The organism is Rhizobium sp. TH2 (genome assembly GCF_024707525.1).
Taxonomy (GTDB): domain Bacteria; phylum Pseudomonadota; class Alphaproteobacteria; order Rhizobiales; family Rhizobiaceae; genus Rhizobium_E.
The window spans coordinates 5,176,966-5,192,492 of the sequence record NZ_CP062231.1; the positions used below are offsets into that span (position 1 = coordinate 5,176,966).

At 60.9% G+C, this 15,527-nt stretch carries 14 protein-coding genes and 1 riboswitch; of the genes, 7 read left to right on the forward strand and 7 right to left on the reverse strand.

The window, feature by feature from the left end; translation table 11 throughout:
• Window positions 1-23 precede the first annotated feature (23 nt).
• Window positions 24-179, reverse strand: a complete 156-nt coding sequence (locus tag IHQ71_RS25380; RefSeq protein WP_258159180.1) for a DUF3309 domain-containing protein — start codon at window positions 177-179, stop codon at window positions 24-26.
• 647 nt (window positions 180-826) lie between these two features.
• Between IHQ71_RS25380 and IHQ71_RS25385 the strand changes: the two genes are divergently transcribed.
• From IHQ71_RS25385 to IHQ71_RS25405, 5 genes are all read left to right on the forward strand, one after another.
• Window positions 827-4,138, forward strand: a complete 3,312-nt coding sequence (locus IHQ71_RS25385; RefSeq protein ID WP_258159181.1) for a helicase-related protein — start codon at window positions 827-829, stop codon at window positions 4,136-4,138.
• Between the two features lies 1 nt (window position 4,139).
• Complete coding sequence (locus IHQ71_RS25390) at window positions 4,140-4,532, forward strand: RNA-binding S4 domain-containing protein (RefSeq protein ID WP_258159182.1); 393 nt, start codon at window positions 4,140-4,142, stop codon at window positions 4,530-4,532.
• A gap of 163 nt (window positions 4,533-4,695) precedes the next feature.
• Window positions 4,696-5,034, forward strand: coding sequence for a ferredoxin FdxA (gene fdxA, locus IHQ71_RS25395; RefSeq protein ID WP_258159183.1), 339 nt, complete (start codon window positions 4,696-4,698; stop codon window positions 5,032-5,034).
• 449 nt (window positions 5,035-5,483) lie between these two features.
• Window positions 5,484-6,050, forward strand: a complete 567-nt coding sequence (locus IHQ71_RS25400; RefSeq protein WP_258159184.1) for a CarD family transcriptional regulator — start codon at window positions 5,484-5,486, stop codon at window positions 6,048-6,050.
• A gap of 106 nt (window positions 6,051-6,156) precedes the next feature.
• Window positions 6,157-6,495 (forward strand): DUF2185 domain-containing protein, encoded by a 339-nt coding sequence (locus IHQ71_RS25405; protein ID WP_258159185.1) that lies wholly within the window; start codon window positions 6,157-6,159, stop codon window positions 6,493-6,495.
• A gap of 35 nt (window positions 6,496-6,530) precedes the next feature.
• Here the strand turns inward: IHQ71_RS25405 and IHQ71_RS25410 are convergent, their stop codons facing one another.
• From IHQ71_RS25410 to IHQ71_RS25435, 6 genes are all read right to left on the reverse strand, one after another.
• Entirely contained in the window at window positions 6,531-8,051 is a 1,521-nt protein-coding gene (locus IHQ71_RS25410) for a M48 family metalloprotease (RefSeq protein WP_258159186.1), read from the reverse strand.
• Between the two features lie 162 nt (window positions 8,052-8,213).
• Window positions 8,214-8,900 carry an ATP-binding cassette domain-containing protein gene (locus IHQ71_RS25415; RefSeq protein ID WP_258159187.1) on the reverse strand — a complete coding sequence of 229 codons (687 nt, stop codon included), beginning with the start codon at window positions 8,898-8,900 and terminating at the stop codon, window positions 8,214-8,216.
• Window positions 8,897-10,498: a thiamine/thiamine pyrophosphate ABC transporter permease gene (gene thiP / locus IHQ71_RS25420; RefSeq protein WP_258159188.1), complete on the reverse strand. Its 1,602-nt coding sequence runs from the start codon at window positions 10,496-10,498 to the stop codon at window positions 8,897-8,899. The genes IHQ71_RS25415 and thiP overlap by 4 nt, the downstream gene beginning before the upstream one ends.
• Entirely contained in the window at window positions 10,495-11,475 is a 981-nt protein-coding gene (gene thiB / locus IHQ71_RS25425) for a thiamine ABC transporter substrate binding subunit (RefSeq protein ID WP_258162949.1), read from the reverse strand. Before thiB ends, thiP begins: the two co-directional genes overlap by 4 nt.
• A 60-nt stretch (window positions 11,476-11,535) precedes the next feature.
• Window positions 11,536-11,651, reverse strand: a riboswitch (TPP riboswitch).
• A gap of 125 nt (window positions 11,652-11,776) precedes the next feature.
• Window positions 11,777-12,358, reverse strand: coding sequence for a DUF6000 family protein (locus tag IHQ71_RS25430; protein ID WP_258159189.1), 582 nt, complete (start codon window positions 12,356-12,358; stop codon window positions 11,777-11,779).
• A gap of 42 nt (window positions 12,359-12,400) precedes the next feature.
• Window positions 12,401-13,402 (reverse strand): bifunctional helix-turn-helix transcriptional regulator/GNAT family N-acetyltransferase, encoded by a 1,002-nt coding sequence (locus IHQ71_RS25435; RefSeq protein WP_258159190.1) that lies wholly within the window; start codon window positions 13,400-13,402, stop codon window positions 12,401-12,403.
• 188 nt (window positions 13,403-13,590) lie between these two features.
• Between IHQ71_RS25435 and leuB the strand changes: the two genes are divergently transcribed.
• Together leuB and IHQ71_RS25445 are read left to right on the forward strand one after the other, a co-directional pair.
• A complete protein-coding gene (gene leuB, locus IHQ71_RS25440) occupies window positions 13,591-14,703 on the forward strand; it encodes a 3-isopropylmalate dehydrogenase (protein ID WP_258159191.1) in 1,113 nt (370 codons plus the stop codon).
• 19 nt (window positions 14,704-14,722) lie between these two features.
• A complete protein-coding gene (locus tag IHQ71_RS25445) occupies window positions 14,723-15,469 on the forward strand; it encodes a phosphatase PAP2 family protein (RefSeq protein WP_258159192.1) in 747 nt (248 codons plus the stop codon).
• Window positions 15,470-15,527: the final 58 nt, after the last annotated feature.

The window sequence follows — 15,527 nt, forward strand, 5'->3', positions numbered from 1 at the left end:
GGAACTAATCCTTTCGAAGCGCACTATAGCCGTCCCATCAGCACAAGGATGAGGACGATGATCAAAATTAGACCAAGACCGCCCGATGGTCCATAGCCCCAATTGCGGCTGTGACCCCAGCTCGGGATTGCTCCTATCACGAGAAGAATGAGGACGATAATCAGAATGGTCCCGAGCATGGCGTGGCTCCGTTCAATGTTTGAATTTGCACGAACCGACAACGCGTAGAGGACAAGTTGGTTCCAATGATGCACGCGGAAAGGCCTGAGCGCCAGCGGGTTGAGACGCGGCAGCGATGGTTAGCCAATTGCTACACCACTAGATGTTGTATGGAACGTATCAGGAAACCGCAGTGCAGCGTGATTCGTCGATGATTCGTTCCATTTTGGTTCAGGGAGTGCCGAAGCGCCTTCCGAATCCGCAGACCGGATTACATTTATTGTATGGTTACAAAATATTAACCATAAATCGACGTGGCGTTTGACGCCATATTTTTCCCACATCGCGGGCGGATCGACAGTTGGGCGGGAAAAGTCAACGGATTCAGCCTATTGCACCGCAAAAGATCAAAAACACTATATATGGTATAGAACAAAAAAAGAACGACAGTGAGTCAGCGATTCGTCGCCGATTCGTTCCGAGAGTGTTCCAAAACTTGCCAGAGTGCTGATTTTTATCATTAATCAATTCTGAACGCGCGGCAAATGACACCGTCGTACGCGGGCCAGGCAGACTTTGTCTTGCAATTGCAATGAAGCGGATGCATGGATTGCCGCTTTCCAAGGTCCGGCGCCTGGCCGGACTCCCATGAAATGGACTGGACCCCTTGAAATCCGATCCCCAGAACTTGAGCGGCCGCGGCGTCACCGCGGTGCTTGGCCCGACCAATACCGGTAAGACCCACTACGCGATCGAGCGGATGGTGGCGCATTCCTCGGGTGTGATCGGCCTGCCTCTCAGGCTTCTGGCGCGTGAGGTCTATGGCCGCCTGGTGGACAAGGTCGGCGCCGCCAATGTCGCGCTGATCACCGGCGAGGAAAAGATCGCCCCGCCCAACGCCCGCTTCTCCGTCTGCACAGTCGAGGCCATGCCCGACGCGACCAAGGCGGCCTTCGTCGCCATCGATGAGGTCCAGCTCGCCGGCGATTTCGAACGCGGCCATGTCTTCACCGATCGCATATTGCACCTGAGGGGCCGCGAGGAGACGCTGCTGCTGGGTGCCGCCACGATGAAGCCGATCCTCACTCAGGTCCTGCCGGGCATCAACGTGGTCGAGCGGCCGCGACTGTCGCAGCTCTTCTATGCCGGATCGAAGAAGATCACCCGCCTGCCACATCGCTCGGCCATCGTCGCCTTCTCGGCCGACGAGGTCTATGCGATCGCCGAACTGGTCAAGCGCCAGCGCGGCGGTGCCGCGGTCGTCATCGGCGCGCTGTCGCCACGCACACGCAACAAGCAGGTGGAACTCTACCAGGCGGGCGACGTCGAATACATCGTCGCGACCGACGCCATCGGCATGGGGCTAAACCTCGATGTCGATCATGTCGCTTTTGCCCAGGACCGAAAATACGATGGCTTCCAGTACCGCAACCTGAATGCCGGTGAACTCGGCCAGATCGCCGGCCGCGCCGGCCGGCATCTCCGGGATGGCACGTTCGGCGTCACGGGCCAGACGCGGCCTTTCGACGACGAGCTGGTCAAGCGCATCGAAAGCCATGAATTCGACAATGTGAAAGTCATGCAGTGGCGGTCCAAGGTGCTCGACTATTCGACCCTTGCCACGCTCAAGGCGAGCCTCGAAGCGGCGCCGCGCATTTTTGGTCTGACCAAGGCATTGCCCTCGGACGATTTCCAGGCGTTGGAACATCTGTCGCGCTACCCTGATATTTTCGCGCTTGCCACGTCGCGCGAAAGGGTGGAAAAGCTCTGGGAGATTTGCGCGCTTCCGGATTACCGACGTATCACCTCGCTCCAGCATTCGGATCTGGTGGCGGCGATATACAAGGACATTGTTCGCCGCGGCGCCGTCGATGAAAGCTTCATGTCCGAGCAGGTTCGCCGGGCCGACAGGACCGATGGTGAAATCGATACGTTGTCAGCGCGTATTGCGCAAATCAGGACTTGGACCTATGTGTCCAACCGGCCGGGCTGGCTTGCAGATCCGGCACACTGGCAGGAAAAAACGCGCGATATAGAGGACCGTTTGTCCGACGCGTTGCATGAGAGGTTGACCAATCGCTTCGTTGATCGCAGGACATCTGTGCTCATGAAGCGCCTGAGAGAGAATACGATGCTTGAAGCGGAAATCAGTGTGAATGGCGATGTCTTTGTTGAAGGACATCATGTGGGGCAGCTATCCGGTTTCCGGTTCACGCTGGTCGGCAGTACCGACGGACAGGACCTGAAGGCGGTCGAGAACGCGGCGAGCAAGGCGCTCGCACTCGAGTTCGAGGCCCGCGCAGCGCGCCTGCATGCGGCCGGCAACAACGATCTCGCGCTGTCGAGCGACGGGCTGCTGCGCTGGCTCGGCGAGCCTGTGGGAAGGCTGACGCCATCCGACCACATCATGCGTCCGCGCGTGGTGCTGCTCGCCGACGAACTGCTTTCGGGCCACGCCCGCGAGCATGTGCAGGCCCGCATCGAGCGCTTCATCAACCACCATATCGCGACCGTGCTCAAGCCACTCGACGACCTGACGCGTGCGGAGGATCTCCAAGGCATCGCCAAGGGCCTGGCCTACCAGATCGCTGAAAATCTCGGCGTGCTGTTCCGCCGCGACATCACCGAAGAGGTGAAGGCGCTCGACCAGGAAGGCCGCGCCTCGATGCGCAAATACGGCATCCGGTTCGGCGCCTACCATGTCTTCATGCCGGCCCTGCTGAAGCCGGCGCCCGCCGAACTGATCACGCTGCTCTGGGCGCTCAAGAACGATGCACTCGACAAGCCCGGCTACGGCGACCTGATCCCGGCGCTCGCCGCCGGCCGGACCTCGATCGTCACCGACCATACCTATGAGCGCAACTTCTATCGCCTCGCTGGCTTCCGGTTCCTGGGCAAGCGCGCCGTGCGCATTGATATCCTCGAGCGCCTCGCCGATCTCATCCGCCCGCTTCTGCAATGGAAGCCGGGCGCTGCAAACCGTCCCGACGGCGCCTATGATGGCCGCCGTTTCATCGCGACGCCGGCGATGCTTTCGATCCTCGGCGCCACGGCCGACGATATGGAAGAAATCCTCAAGGGCCTCGGTTATCGCGCCGATAGCGTGACGGCCGACGAGGCCTCCGCGCATCTCGCTGCATCGGCACCAGCGCCGGCTGCTCCCGCTGCTGCAGAGACAGCAGACGTGACCGTTGCGATCGAGTCTGCTTCCGAAGTCGCTGATTCTGCTGCTGAGGCTGCTGTCGAAGGCGCTGCAGCCGAGGAAACCAAGGTCGAGGAGACTGCGACCGACGAAGCAGAGGTTGAAGGTGCCGCTGCCGAACCGGCGGATGCACCAGCCGAAGCCGAGATCATCACGGGAGACGCGGATGTTGCCGCCGAGGCAGCTGTCGAAGGCGCTGCAGCCTCGGAAACATCTGCTGAGGAGCCAAAGGACGAAGTTGTCGCCGCAGAGACAGAGACCGGAACTGAACCTGCTGCGGAAGCATCAACGGATGCCGCTGCTGCAATCGAGACGCCCGAAGAAAAGCGTGTGCTTCTCTGGCGTCCGGGTGGCGGCAAGCCGGAACAGCAAAATCGCGGCCATCGTCGCGAGGGTGGTCAGCGCCGCGAAGGTGGAGCACCCGCCGACGGCGCACGCCGCCCGGAACGCACCGGCGAAAACCGCCAGCCTAACCGCAATCGCGGCAACGGCAATGAGGAGCGCAAGGACAACAACCGTCCGCGCGAGGCCCGCGCCGGACAGCCGGGCGGCCAACCCGAACAGCCGCGCCAGAACCGCAACGACAACCGTCCGCGCAACAACAACGACCGCAATGACCGCAACGGCGACCGTCAGGATCGCGGACCGCGCCCCGAGCGTCACGGCAAGCCGCAGAACCAGAACTTCGAGGCGCGTCCGCCGCGCAAGGATAAGCCGGTCGATCCGGATTCGCCCTTCGCCAAGCTCGCGATCCTGAAGGAACAGATGAAGAAGTAGGATGGACCAGCCGTCGGCCCGGCAGCGCATCGATAAATGGCTGTTCTTTGCCAGGATCGCCAAATCCCGCACGCTGGCTCAGGGCTTGATCGAGGCAGGCCATGTCTCGGTCAATGGCGGGAAGGTCCGCCGGCCGAGCGCCGAGGTCAAGATCGACGACCGGCTTGAGGTGATCGTCGAGCGGCGCACCTACGTTCTGGTGGTGAAGGCGCCCGGTGACCGCCGGGGTCCCTACGAGGAAGCGAAACTCCTCTACGAAGACCAGTCGCCTTCGCCGGAGAAGCTGACGCCATTCGAGCAGGCGCAGCGCGTGCCCGGTGCCGGACGGCCCGAAAAGAAGGATCGGCGCGAACTCGACCGGCTGCGAGGACGGGATTCGTTCGGTGGCGACTGAATGTCGCACATAAAATGAGCGCTTCGCATTGCAGTATTGCATATTTTGCAATGCCGCTTTGGCCTTTCCTCAGCTTGCCAACATCACGCAAAGCCGATAGTGGACGGGTCAAACCGGCGGCCCCGACGCCGTTGGAACAAAAGACAATTCTCTGGAGCGTCACATGACATATGTCGTGACCGACAACTGCATCAAGTGCAAGTACACCGACTGCGTCGAAGTATGCCCCGTCGATTGCTTCTATGAGGGCGAGAACTTCCTCGTCATCCATCCCGACGAATGCATAGATTGCGGTGTGTGCGAGCCCGAATGTCCCGCCGAGGCAATCAAGCCAGATACCGAGTCCGGCCTGGACAAGTGGCTGAAAGTAAACGCTGATTTCGCTTCTATCTGGCCCAACATCACGCAGAAGAAGGAGTCTCCGTCTGACGCGAAGGAGTTCGACGGCGTCGAGGACAAGTTCGATAAATACTTCTCCGACAAGCCCGGCTCCGGCGACTGACAAGACCGGGACTAGAAATTTCGCTTTCGCCCGGAACAGTTCCGCGAGCGTGGCGTTTGCCCATCGCAGGTTTCGTAAAGAAATCTCTAACGACAGGCGCCGATTTGCTTCACCGTGGAGGTAACAGGCTTTACCATTTGTGACGGTCGCAAGGCGCAGCTTTGCGGCCCGTAAAGCAAATTATTGATTTCCACGGTTTTTTGTGCTAGATACAACGTCACTGATCCCGAGCGGGGCGCTGAGCGTCCTGAATCACGAAAGCAATGATCCCCAAATGCGGTTCTTTTGAAAATGCACCCGTCAGGTAGCCGGTTTCATTTGCGCCGTAGTCAAGTTTTGTTTGCACGAAATTAGCGGTTTCAGTCAGATACTATCGCGGGCATCCGCCCCATCCCGGCCCGACGAGGCCACCCGGTATTCCGGGAGTGTTAAGGGAGTTTGTGAAAAGCATGACAACCCAGATCAAAAAGACTGCAACGCGCCAGGGCTTCAAGACCGGTGAATCGATCGTTTATCCGGCACATGGTGTCGGCATGATCACCGCGATCGAGGAACAGGAAGTTGCAGGCATGAAGCTTGAGCTTTTCGTGATCGATTTCGAAAAGGACAAGATGCGCCTCAAGGTTCCGGTCGCGAAGGCCGTGAGCATTGGCATGCGCAAGCTGTCCGAGACCGACTTCGTCGAGCGCGCGCTCAAGGTCGTTCAGGGTAAGGCCCGTATCAAGCGCACCATGTGGTCGCGCCGTGCGCAGGAATATGATGCGAAGATCAATTCCGGCGACCTGATTTCCATTGCCGAAGTCGTCCGCGACCTCTTCCGCGCCGAGAACCAGCCGGAACAGTCCTATTCCGAGCGTCAGCTCTATGAACAGGCTCTCGACCGCATGGCCCGCGAAATCGCCGCCGTCAACAAGATGTCCGAAACCGAAGCCGTCCGCCTCGTCGAAACCAACCTCGCCAAGAGCCCGCGCCGCGCCGGCAAGGTGGAGGAAGAGGAACACGAAGAGGCCGCTTGAGACTTTTCACGAAACCCGCATGCAAGGACCCGGCTCGCAAAGCCGGGTTTTTTGTTGGCTGGTTCTGTCAGGCCTGGTTGAATATTCGCGGTAATCGGAGGGGTGCATGGCCGGCAAGAAATACAAACCTATATCTGAGTTCGTCGAGTTGCCTGAGTGGGGTGGCGGCTGCATCGCCACTGATCGTATCACTGTCGACGGGGCTCGTGTCGGCTACATGTACCGCGAGGAACCCATCGACGAACTGGACACCGGATGGCGGTTCCTGGCTGGTGATGAGGATGAAGAATACATGAACGACACCGCCAAGCACGGTGTTTATCGCGTCGAAACGATATTCAACTATGACCCGGGAATTCTGGGATATCTCCACGCGCCGGAAGGAAAGCGCTTCGAACTGGAATCCAATGGCCTGGGCTTTAGGGAGCTGGATGATGACAAGTAGAGGCGAGCCGTGAGAACGTAATACGGGCCGGACGCCTATTCCGCGACGATCTTCACCCGCTGACCAACCGTCAGGTTGGCGCCGATCGGCAGGCCGTTGAGAAGGCGGAACAGTTCGACCTTGCGGTCCGTGCCGAGCATACGATTGGACATGGTCTGCACCGTCTCGCCCGTCTGGACAGTGACCACCCGTATGCGCAGCGGCTTGAGCTTGGCAGCCTCGCCGGGGCTCATGCGCCGGAAGGTGGTGCGAAGCTTGGAGGCGGTCGCATTGAGCTCGTCGGTCCTGCCGGTCGGCACCGCGGTCAGGAACCGGTAGATCTTCTGGCCGTTGCGCACCACGGTCACGTCGAAATCCCAGCGGTCGGCGGAGGCGCGTGCGGTGGCGGCTGGCATGCCGTTGACATAGCCGGCGCGGATGGTCTCGGGCTGCAGCCCGGTCACCCAGCCGCTGCCGATATAGTCCGTCAGGCTGCCGCCGGCCTTGTCATCGACCAGGTCGAAGCGCACGGCGATATCGCCGGGACCGGTGGCCATGACGGCTTCGGCCTTGTTATCGATGCGGAAACCGGCCGGCACCTCGAAGCGGATCGCCAGGTTGGCATGCAGGAAGGTCTGGCCGCGCACATAGCCCTCCTGGGGGCTGTCGCCATAGAGCAGACCTTCGATGCCATCGAGGAAGTAATCGGTGCCCTTGTCGCCCACCTTGCCATCCATGCCGAAGGCACGCGCGTGACGGCGCGCCAGTTCGACGCGCTGCGGCGTCGAGGGATGGCTCGACAGGAAGTCCATGCTCGGGTCGGAATCGGCGAGCGACGCATTGAACCTGCTATAGGCACCCATTGCATCGAGGAAGCGCGCCGCCGCATAGGGGTCGTATCCCGCCTCCCCCAGCATCCGGACGCCGATCACATCGGCCTGCAGTTCCTGGTTGCGGGAAAAGGCCGCAAGCCGCAGCTTCTGCCGGGCGATCGCCTGCTTGCCGGCGATCGGCGACGAGAGCACCTCGGCCACGACGCGGCTTTCGATCACCGCCGCCTCTTCCTGCCTCTGGCGCTCGATGCCGTGATTGGCGGTGACGTGCGCCATTTCGTGGCTGAGCACGGCGGCCACTTCCGACGCGTCGGTCGCGAGCGCCAGCAAGCCGCGCGTGACATAGACATAGCCGCCCGGCAGCGCGAAGGCGTTGATCGCCGGGGAATTGAGGATCGTGATGCGGTAGGACTGGTTCGGGTTTTCCGAAACCTGCGTCAGTGCGCCGGTGATTCGCGCCACCAGCTGCTCGGTCTTCACATCGCGGTATTCGCCGCCATAGGAGGCGACAATGCGCGGATGCTCGCGCGCGCCCATCTCGGCGCGCGGATCGTTCTTCTGGACCTCATCGACGATCTGCGGCTTGTTGGACGGGGCGACACTCGGCTCATAAGTGTCGAGAAGGCTCTCGCAGCCCGATAGAAGGATGGACGCCGCAACCACCGATAGGACACGGCTTGCGAACGCCGTGTGCGCCCTTTTGCGAAGGGGCAAACCGGCCGTTGCAGAATTGATTTCGGTCATGGAAGGCGTAAAGCGCAGAGCCCTGTCCTTTTCAATCGTGGTGGGTCCTTCACCAACGAGGCACCATTATCCGATTTCAACTCTTTTTGCATAGCACAAATTATCGGAGATCGGGGCGAAACTGGGATTTGATTCCGCCCTTTTTGAGGCTTGAGGCGAAATTCAGCGAGTCTGTCCGCGCGCCGCCAACCACTCGTCCTGGCTTCCGGAAAAGCCGATCCGGCCGTCGCGAATCTCGATCACGCGGCCGGCGATTCGCGCGATTTCCCTGATATCGTGGCTGATCATCAGCACCATCATCCTGGTCTCGCGCTGCAGCTCGACGACGAGATCGCCCATGGCTTGTCGCAGATCCTCGTCGAGGCTGGCAAAGGGCTCGTCGAGCAGCAGGAACGGCCGATGCCGCACCAGCGCGCGGGCAAAGGCGACGCGCTGCCTCTCGCCACCCGAAAGCGCCTGCGGCATGCGCTTTTCGAAGCCGGCAAGCCCGACCTTGGCGAGCGCCTCTGATATATCCGAGGATTGTTCGGACGTGAGCTTCAGCCTGGGCGATATGCCGAGTGCGATATTGGTCGCGACATCGAGATGCGCGAAGAGATTGTGATCCTGGAAAATATAGGTGAGCGGGCGCTCGCCTGGGCTGCGGCCAATCATGTCTGCGTCATCAAGCAAGATCTTGCCCGCGTCAGGCGCGACGAAGCCGGCGATCAGATGAAACATGGTCGATTTGCCCGCCCCCGATGGCCCCGTCACCGCGACGATGCCACCACCCGAGAGGGCGAGGTCATAGACGAAGCGCCGTCCCTCATAGCCGATCATGACATTGTCGAGCCTGATCTCGGGCGTCATGCATCATCTCCAAGCCTTGAACTTTCCAGCCTGACCGAGGGCAGTGTCAGCAGAAAACAGATCACGCCAAGGATCAGCGACAGTCCCGCCGCATCCATCGACCGGTAGCTGCCGAGGCTGGCATAAAGCAGCGAGGGCAGGGTGATGAAATTGTCCGATCCGAAAAGTGCCACCGCGCCGAGATCGCCGAACGACAGTGCCGCCGCGAATGAGAACGCCGTCAGCAGCGGCGCCCGCATGACCGGCCAGTCCACGATCCGGAACCGTGGAAACCCGGAAATGCCAAGGCTCGCGGAAAGCCTCGCGGTGCGCTTGAGATGGGTCGTGAGTTCCGGCGCGATGATCCGCGCCGCGAAGGGCAGTGCCATGCCCATATTGATCAGCACGACGAGAATGGGGCCCGCACCATCGGCCATGCCGAAACTGAGCAGGATCAGGAACCAGCCGGAGCCGAGCGCCAGCGGTGGAATGAGCAGCATGAATTCCGGAAAGCGGAACAGAAGCTTAAAGGCACCGGACCGCGCCGACAGGCTCGCCTCGGCGCGCGCCATCGCATAGGTCAATATGGTCGCGAGCAATCCAGCTGAGAGCGCAATCGTCAGGCTGGTACGCAGCGCCTGCCAGAATTTTGGGTCCGCGAGCAATCCGGCGAGGTTCGAGCGAAGCCCTGCAAGGACGATTGCCAGGATCGGCGCACCGACAAAGGCGAGGAAGACGCCGAGTGTGGCACCATCTATCAGCCGCGCGCCCATCGCCCCTGCATCCGGACGAAATGGTCGCCCCGATGCGCCGCGTCGGTCTTCTTCGGGATCGGGAAACAGCCGGAGCAGCCAGAAGATCACCGCCGTCAGGGCAAATTGCGCGAAACTCAGTATCATCGCCCGCGCCGGATCGAATTCGAATTTCAGCGCCTGATAGATGGCGACTTCCAGCGTCGAATTCTGTGGCCCGCCGCCGAGCGTCAGGATGATGGTGAAGCTCGTGACGCAGAGCATGAAGATCAGCCCCGCAATGCCGGGTATGACGCGGATCAAAGCCGGCCATTCCACGAAGCGGAAGAGCGACGAGCGCGGCAACCCCAGGCTTGCGGCCAGCCGCCACTCGTCGCGCGGTACGCGTTCCAGCGCCTTGAGCATCAGCCGCGCCGCGAGCGGCAGATTGAAAAAGACATGCGCGAGCAGGATGCCCGACAGGCCATAGATCGAAAGCCGGCTGGAGAATCCTAGCGTAGCACCGATATCGTTGACCAGCCCCGTGCGACCCCAGATTTCCAGGAGCCCGAAGACGGCAGGCAGAACCGGCAGGCCGAGCGGCAGGATCATCAGCGCCAGCACGAATTTCCGCCCGGGAAAAGCCGGCCGCCGCGCCATCGCCAACGTGAGGGGAAGCGCAAACATCACCGACAGCAGTGTCGAAAACACCGCCTGTTCGATGGTGAAGATGAATATCCGGGCAAGGTAGTCGAAGGGCGGCCAGCTTGACGCGGCCGCGCTTGCCAGCAACATGGCGAAAGCGGCGAGGCAGAAGGCGGCGAGGAGCGTCAGCCCCACGCCGCCTGCACTGACCCAGAACCGTCTTTCGCCAGCGGCTTCGATCATTGGCCGCTCGTCGCCGCAAGCCACTCGTCGATATAGGCCTTGCGGACCTTGGCGGATTCGTCCGGCGTCATCGACAGCGTGATCTTGGGATGCACGAGCTTGTCGAATACCGGGTTGAGGGGCGTCGAGGTCTTGGCGACCGGCATCATCCAGTTGTTCTCGGGGATGATGTCCTGGAATTCCGGGCTGATCATGAACTTCACGAAGCTACGCGCAAGCTCCTCGTTCTCCGTCTTGGTTATCGCCGCGACCTCGATCTGGATCGGGTGACCCTCGGAGAACTCCGCCGCCTGATAGCGGTCATTCTTCTCGGCGATCATATGGTAAGCCGGCGAAGTGGTGTAGCTGAGCACCATCGGCGCCTCGCCCTTGGTGAACAGGCCATAGGCCTCCGACCAGCCTGGCGTCACCGTCAGGATGCGCTTGGAGAGCTTCTTCCACGCCTCCGGCGTTTGGTCACCATAGACGGCCCGCATCCAGTAGATGAAGCCGAGACCCGGCGTGGATGTGCGCGGATCCTCGAGGACGATCTTCTCGTCGGGATTGCCTTCGACCAGTTCCTTCAGGCTCTTCGGCGGGTTCTTGACCGTCTGGGTATCATAGATCACGGCGAAATGGCCGTAGTCATAGGGCACGAAGACAGGATCGCTGAAATCGCCCGGCACTATGACGCCTGACGTGTCGATGCCGTGATCGGCGAGCAGACCCGTCGCCTTGGCTTCCTCGATCAGGTTGGTATCGAGCCCGAGCACGATATCGGCCTTGGTCGCGCCGCCTTCCATTTTCAGCCGCGTCAGCAGCGCCACGCCATCGGCGAGGCTCACATATTCGACCGTGCACGCGCAGGTCTTCTCGAAGGCAGCCTTGACCTTCGGTCCCGGACCCCATTCGGAGGTGAAACTCTCATAAGTGTAAATGGTCAGCGTCTGGGCGGATGCCAGAACGGGTGACAATACGGCCATGGCCGCAGCAAGCATAAGCGAAATTCCGCGCATCAGCGCCTCCTTGGTTTCCAATTGACATGGGAATAGGGCGCTGGTTCGCAGGCGTCTAATCCCTCCGCCGGTATGAGCCGGATCAGGTTCCGCGGGTTGGTGGAGACCACCTCTCAGCCCCGGGCCGAATTCGACCGAAGGCACCCCGTTAGAGCGATGCGAGGTTTAGACCGTCGTCAGACGCTTGGCAAGGAGATATGATGGAGCGGCTCAGAGGGCCCTCCCGCAATATATCGGTACTTTCGCACTGTTCAGGCTTAGCGTCTTTTTCAGCCAGCTGTCGTCAGGCGTCTGGCGAACTGACTTGCGGCGAAATATAGGTGCGAAGATAAGCGATTATCTTCGCAAACCTTTTGATCCCTGGCATCGGATCCTTTTCCGATCGCCAGATTTTCCACAAATCGGGCTTCAAGTATTCCGCGGGAATTTCTCCCTCTAAGAGAGCCAGCGCGCCGAGCGCCCAGTCCTGATCAAATTCTTGATCGTTGATGGGAAGGTGAGTGTCGAGATAGCGACGCAAAGCAGCCGCACACTCATCAGTACCGATGAGTGCCAGCGCCACGCAATATCCCTGTCCATGGCCACCTTGGCTAAGCAGTCTATCTATCCGAGGAACAAATTGTTCCCTGAATGTAAGACCTATGAACCAAGGGGCGCAGAGGCGGTCGCGCCAATCACCCGAATTTAGAAGTCGCTCAATTTGTGCATCCGAGATTTCCCTCGCCACTTTCAGAAGCGACGACATGAAGGTGTCTCGCTCAGAGGCAGCGTCCAAGAACAAGAAGTTGCCGTGCATGACACGCATATGGAAAGGCCAGACGTACCTTTCCTCTTCAGCAGCGATTCCAACCAGTTCCTGCACCATGGATTACCTAATCAACCACGCTTAGCTCACTCCCGCCCATCGCTAAGGTGAGGTGTCGAATGAATCAAGATCTTGAGAAAGGCTCTTGCGCGTGGTGGACGTCCTCACAAACCTCTGCTCCGTCAGCACCTGCCCCCACTGATCGCCGAACCATTCCTCGGTCAGCGCGAAGCTGGCACCTTCATACAACTTTCGCGCGGCGTCCAGCCCCTTGAACGTCCAAAGATGCGCTTCCGCAAAGCCCTTGATATCGCAAAACTTAATCGCCGCTTCCACCAGCCGCCGCCCCGTCCCCGCCCCCCGCAGCCCGTCGTCCACGATCACCCACCTCACATGCGCCTTGCCCTCGCCGAGATCTTCGCCATCGACGGCGATCGAACCGACGATCTCGCCCGCCTGCACCGCGAGCCACAGCCTGTTCATCGGCCGGTCGAGCCGCTGGCTGAATTCCGCCACGCCTGATGCAACGCGGGCCTCGAAGTACGAGCTCATATTCCAGTCGCGGGCATAATAGCGGCCATGCATTTCGGCGATACGACCGATCGCACCAGGCAGGAATCCTTCGTGGATATCGACCGGCAGCGCCTTGTCGTCAGGCTTCGCCCGGATCATCTGCAGGGCCGAGGCATAGGCCGAGAGGCCGCCAACGGTCTGGCTGCGGGCCTGTGCATTCATGGTATGCAGCGCGCGGCCGACCTTCTGGTTGGCGAAGCGGTCGATATCGTCGAGCAGCGCGCGACCCGCATCCGTCAGCGACAGAATCTTGGCGCGGCCATCGGCCCGGCTCGGCGCCTCTATCACCAGACCGCGCTCCACGAGCCGGCCAAGCAGACGACTGATCGTCGACTTCTCCAGCAGCAGCATCTGGCCCAGTTGGTTGGCGGTCATCTCGGTTCGATCACCGATCTCGATGAGCGCATGCACGGCCGAGGGCGAGAGGTCGGTCTCGGCCAAGGTCGGCTGCATGAAGCCGAGTTCGCGCACCATTTTTCGCGACGCGTCGCGGACGGAAAGGATGTCGGCATGTCTCAGCGCTGCACTCATCATCAGCCTCAATATAGTTGCGCCGTACAACTATATTTCATCCCGCCCCACATGACAAGAGGGTTGAAAGTGGTCACGATAGCCCTACATCGACCGTACCGCTTTTCGGCCAATGCGCTTGAAATCAGCCGGATGCACGGATAAACGAAGCCAGCTTCATCATCCGCGACATCACGAAAGCCAGGAACATGACGACACGCAAGCTCTTACTTCTCCCCGGTGACGGCATCGGCAAGGAAACCATGGCCGAAGTCCGCAAGTTCATCACGCTGATGAACGAGAAATACGGCGCCGGTTTCGCGACCGATGAAGGCCTGGTCGGCGGTTCGGCTTACGATGCGCATGGCGTGGCGATTTCGGAAGAGGACATGGCCAAGGCGATGGATGCGGACGCGGTGCTGTTCGGCGCCGTCGGCGGCCCGAAATGGGATGGCGTGCCCTATGACGTCCGTCCGGAAGCCGGCCTGCTGCGCCTGCGCAAGGACCTGGCGCTGTTTGCCAATCTCCGTCCGGCGATCTGCTATCCGGCGCTGGCGACCGCGTCCTCGCTCAAGCCTGAGATCGTCGAAGGCCTCGACATCCTCATCGTCCGCGAACTCACCGGCGGCGTTTATTTCGGCTCGCCCAAGGAAATCATCGATCTCGGCAACGGCCAGAAGCGCGGCATCGACACCCAGGTCTATGATACGTTCGAGATCGAGCGCATCTCGGCCGTCGCCTTCGAACTCGCCCGGAACCGCAACAACAAGGTCTGCTCGATGGAGAAGCGCAACGTCATGAAGTCGGGCGTTCTGTGGAACGAGGTGGTGACCGCCACCCATAAGGAGAAGTTCTCCGACGTCAAGCTCGAGCACATGCTGGCCGATGCCGGCGGCATGCAGCTGGTGCGCTGGCCCAAGCAGTTCGACGTCATCGTCACCGACAACCTGTTCGGCGACATGCTGTCGGATATCGCCTCGATGCTGACCGGCTCGCTCGGCATGCTGCCTTCCGCCTCGCTCGGCGCGCCGGACCCGAAGACCGGCAAGCGCAAGGCGATGTACGAGCCAGTGCACGGCTCGGCACCCGATATCGCCGGCCAGGGCATCGCCAATCCGATCGCCATGATCGCCTCCTTCGCCATGTGCCTGCGCTATTCGTTCAACATGATCGCCGAGGCCGATCGTCTCGAAAAGGCGATCGCCAATGTGCTCGACCAGGGCATCCGAACCGGCGACATCATGGCCGAAGGCGCACGCCAGGTCGGCACATCGGAAATGGGCGATGCGATCCTCGCGGAATTCGAAAAACTCGCAGCCTGAATGAAGGGAAGGGACCGCTTTGACTGACCACGGCGTGGAAAAGAAACCCGGCCCCTTCGCCGCCCTGCGACAGCACTATCGCGACACTCGGCCGGACCACCGTCCGGTACCGGTCGTGCTGCCGCTCCTGGTCGTCACGGCGCTCGCCGTCGCCGCCTATCTCCTGCTCGATCCCCATGCCGCATCGATGTACGACGCCTGGCCGGACTGGGTGCGGAAGCCGGCGCGTTTTTTCACCGATCTCGGCAAATCGTGGTGGATCATCACCGGATCGGTGGTCGTCATCATCGCTGGCATTCTGCTGCGACAGTTTTCCAGCAACGAAGGCCGTCGGCGACTGGGGGCACAGGTGATCGCGATGGCCACCTATGTGCTTGCCTCTGTTGCGATCTCCGGCCTGATTTCCAACCTCGTCAAGCGCGCCATCGGCCGGCCGCGGCCGGAAATGTTCGGCGATCACGGGCTGTTTACGCTCAATCCCTTCGCGCACGACTCGGCGTTCGAGAGCTTCCCCTCGGGCCACGCCACGACAGACGGCGCCTTCTGGACGGCACTGGCGCTGCTCTATCCGCCGCTCCGCTGGCCGTTCCTGATCGTTGGCTTCTATCTGGCGCTGACCCGCATTTTCGTCAGCGCGCATTATCCGTCTGATGTGCTTGTCGGCTTCGGCTGGGGCATGTGGTTCGCCTTCCTCATGGCGGTACTCTTCGCCAGGCATGGCCTCGTGTTTTCCCACAAGGACGGCAAGCTCGCCAAGCTGATCTGATTCCACCGGCAAATCCACAAAGAAAAACCCGGCGCAATCGCTTGCGCCGGGAGGGAGA